At 56.1% G+C, this 4,133-nt stretch carries 2 rRNA genes; both read left to right on the top strand.

What is annotated here, in order from left to right:
• The first annotated feature begins 107 nt into the window (after positions 1–107).
• A 16S ribosomal RNA gene (locus tag JOD95_RS16080) occupies positions 108–1,629 on the top strand.
• Between the two features lie 412 nt (positions 1,630–2,041).
• Positions 2,042–4,133, top strand: a 23S ribosomal RNA gene (locus JOD95_RS16075); the annotation flags it as partial.

The following is a 4,133-nucleotide window of genomic DNA, read 5'->3' as shown; positions in this document are numbered from 1 at the left end:
GGTTGTGGTCGTCGGAGACAATTCCTTTTGGATTGAAGATTGTCAGTAGACAGTCAACAGTCAGAATCAACTCGGTTCGGCGCTTTCGGGTGTCGGATCTGTAATTTTTTACGGAGAGTTTGATCCTGGCTCAGGACGAACGCTGGCGGCGTGCTTAACACATGCAAGTCGAACGATGATCAGGAGCTTGCTCCTGTGATTAGTGGCGAACGGGTGAGTAACACGTGAGTAACCTGCCCCTGACTCTGGGATAAGCGTTGGAAACGACGTCTAATACTGGATATGATCACTGGCCGCATGGTCTGGTGGTGGAAAGATTTTTTGGTTGGGGATGGACTCGCGGCCTATCAGCTTGTTGGTGAGGTAATGGCTCACCAAGGCGACGACGGGTAGCCGGCCTGAGAGGGTGACCGGCCACACTGGGACTGAGACACGGCCCAGACTCCTACGGGAGGCAGCAGTGGGGAATATTGCACAATGGGCGAAAGCCTGATGCAGCAACGCCGCGTGAGGGATGACGGCCTTCGGGTTGTAAACCTCTTTTAGTAGGGAAGAAGCGAAAGTGACGGTACCTGCAGAAAAAGCACCGGCTAACTACGTGCCAGCAGCCGCGGTAATACGTAGGGTGCAAGCGTTGTCCGGAATTATTGGGCGTAAAGAGCTCGTAGGCGGTTTGTCGCGTCTGCTGTGAAATCCCGAGGCTCAACCTCGGGCTTGCAGTGGGTACGGGCAGACTAGAGTGCGGTAGGGGAGATTGGAATTCCTGGTGTAGCGGTGGAATGCGCAGATATCAGGAGGAACACCGATGGCGAAGGCAGATCTCTGGGCCGTAACTGACGCTGAGGAGCGAAAGCGTGGGGAGCGAACAGGATTAGATACCCTGGTAGTCCACGCCGTAAACGTTGGGCGCTAGATGTAGGGACCTTTCCACGGTTTCTGTGTCGTAGCTAACGCATTAAGCGCCCCGCCTGGGGAGTACGGCCGCAAGGCTAAAACTCAAAGGAATTGACGGGGGCCCGCACAAGCGGCGGAGCATGCGGATTAATTCGATGCAACGCGAAGAACCTTACCAAGGCTTGACATACACCGGAAACGGCCAGAGATGGTCGCCCCCTTGTGGTCGGTGTACAGGTGGTGCATGGTTGTCGTCAGCTCGTGTCGTGAGATGTTGGGTTAAGTCCCGCAACGAGCGCAACCCTCGTTCTATGTTGCCAGCGCGTTATGGCGGGGACTCATAGGAGACTGCCGGGGTCAACTCGGAGGAAGGTGGGGATGACGTCAAATCATCATGCCCCTTATGTCTTGGGCTTCACGCATGCTACAATGGCCGGTACAAAGGGCTGCGATACCGTAAGGTGGAGCGAATCCCAAAAAGCCGGTCTCAGTTCGGATTGAGGTCTGCAACTCGACCTCATGAAGTCGGAGTCGCTAGTAATCGCAGATCAGCAACGCTGCGGTGAATACGTTCCCGGGCCTTGTACACACCGCCCGTCAAGTCATGAAAGTCGGTAACACCCGAAGCCGGTGGCCTAACCCTTGTGGAAGGAGCCGTCGAAGGTGGGATCGGTGATTAGGACTAAGTCGTAACAAGGTAGCCGTACCGGAAGGTGCGGCTGGATCACCTCCTTTCTAAGGAGCATCTGACCGGCCCTGCTCTGCAGGTGTCTGGTTCAGGCGCCGAGTAACCCGAACGTGGTTGCCGGTAGCTCATGGGTGGAACATTGACAGTGCAGTCGGGAGCGTAGCTTCCGGCCCTAGTACGCCAGCTTGCTGGTTGGGACGGGTCGGGGTGAGCGGGTCGGCTGGTGCACGTTGTTGGGTCCTGAGGGACCAGGCTTCCAGTTGACACGTGAGTGTTGGCGGGGGTTGGGCCTACGGGTCCTTCGTTGGGCCAGGGTGAACCTACCGGTTGGTGGGGGAGTGCTGGTGCCGATCGTATGTTGAGAACTACACAGTGGACGCGAGCATCTTAGATCGCTCGTGATGATGACCGGCCTTCGGGTTGGTTGTTGTTCGAGTCGATCGCAATTTTAATCTTTGTGGTCAAGTTTCTAAGAGCAAACGGTGGATGCCTTGGCATCTGGAGCCGAAGAAGGACGTAGAAATCTGCGATAAGCCTCGGGGAGCTGATAATCGAGCTGTGAGCCGAGGATTTCCGAATGGGGAAACCCCGCCAGGCGACTTGTCGACCTGGTGACTCCCGCCTGAATATATAGGGCGGGTAGAGGGAACGTGGGGAAGTGAAACATCTCAGTACCCACAGGAAGAGAAAACAACATGTGATTCCGTGAGTAGTGGCGAGCGAAAGCGGATGAGGCTAAACCGATCATGTGTGATAGCCGGCGGGCGTTGCATGGTCGGGGTTGTGGGACACGTCGCTCAGTTCTGCCGGACTGGGACGGTTACAGCGCATCATAGTCGAACCGGTTTGAAAGCCGGGCCGTAGTGGGTGCCAGCCCCGTAGACGAAATGGTGTTATGGCCGGATGTGTATCCCAAGTAGCACGGGGCCCGAGAAATCCCGTGTGAATCTGTCAGGACCACCTGATAAGCCTAAATACTCCCAGATGACCGATAGCGGACAAGTACCGTGAGGGAAAGGTGAAAAGTACCCCGGGAGGGGAGTGAAATAGTACCTGAAACCGTTTGCTTACAAACCGTCGGAGCCTCCTTGTAGGGGTGACGGCGTGCCTTTTGAAGAATGAGCCTGCGAGTTAGTGATATGTGGCGAGGTTAACCCGTGTGGGGCAGCCGTAGCGAAAGCGAGTCTGAATAGGGCGATTCAGTCGCATGTCCTAGACCCGAAGCGAAGTGATCTATCCATGGCCAGGTTGAAGCGACGGTAAGACGTCGTGGAGGACCGAACCCACTTCAGTTGAAAATGGAGGGGATGAGCTGTGGATAGGGGTGAAAGGCCAATCAAACTTCGTGATAGCTGGTTCTCTCCGAAATGCATTTAGGTGCAGCGTTGCGTGTTTCTCGCCGGAGGTAGAGCTACTGGATGGCCGATGGGCCTCAACAGGTTACTGACGTCAGCCAAACTCCGAATGCCGGTGAGTGAGAGCGCAGCAGTGAGACGGTGGGGGATAAGCTTCATCGTCGAGAGGGAAACAACCCAGACTACCAACTAAGGCCCCTAAGCGTGTGCTAAGTGGGAAAGGATGTGGAGTTGCACAGACAACCAGGAGGTTGGCTTAGAAGCAGCCACCCTTGAAAGAGTGCGTAATAGCTCACTGGTCAAGTGATTCCGCGCCGACAATGTAACGGGGCTCAAGCACACCGCCGAAGTTGTAGATTTCGCACACAGACAAGCCTTCGTGGTTCAGTCGTGCGGAGTGGTAGGAGAGCGTCGTGTGGCGAGTGAAGCGGCGGAGTAATCCAGCCGTGGACGCCACACGAGTGAGAATGCAGGCATGAGTAGCGAAAGACGGGTGAGAAACCCGTCCTCCGAAAGACCAAGGGTTCCAGGGCCAGGTTAATCCGCCCTGGGTAAGTCGGGACCTAAGGCGAGGCCGACAGGCGTAGTCGATGGACAACGGGTTGATATTCCCGTACCGGCGAACAACCGCCCAAGCTAATCCAGTGGTGCTAAGAGTCCTAACCCGGACTTCCGGATCCCTTCGGGGTGATGGTGTCCGGTCTAACGCTCGACCCCATGCTGGTGCGGCTAGCGTATGAACAGGTGTGACGCAGGAAGGTAGCTGAGCCAGGCGATGGTATCCGTAAGGTGAACCTGGTGTAAGGATGTAGGGCTGACGATAGGCAAATCCGTCGTCTGTGTGCCTGAGATCCGACGCGTACCCGTCAGGGGAAATCAGTGATCCTATGCTGCCGAGAAAAGCATCGACGCGAGGTTGCAGCCGCCCGTACCCGAAACCGACTCAGGTGGTCAGGTAGAGAATACCAAGGAGATCGAGAGAATCGTGGTTAAGGAACTCGGCAAAATGCCCCCGTAACTTCGGGAGAAGGGGGGCCGGACACGTGATACGACTTCTCGTCGTTGAGCGTTGAAGGCCGCAGAGACCAGTGGGAAGCGACTGTTTACTAAAAACACAGGTCCGTGCGAAGTCGCAAGACGATGTATACGGACTGACGCCTGCCCGGTGCTGGAAGGTTAAGAGGAAGGGTTAGCCT

Source organism: Curtobacterium sp. 1310, assembly GCF_017834105.1.
GTDB lineage: Bacteria > Actinomycetota > Actinomycetes > Actinomycetales > Microbacteriaceae > Curtobacterium.
This window is presented reverse-complemented; position numbering and strand designations above follow the sequence as displayed.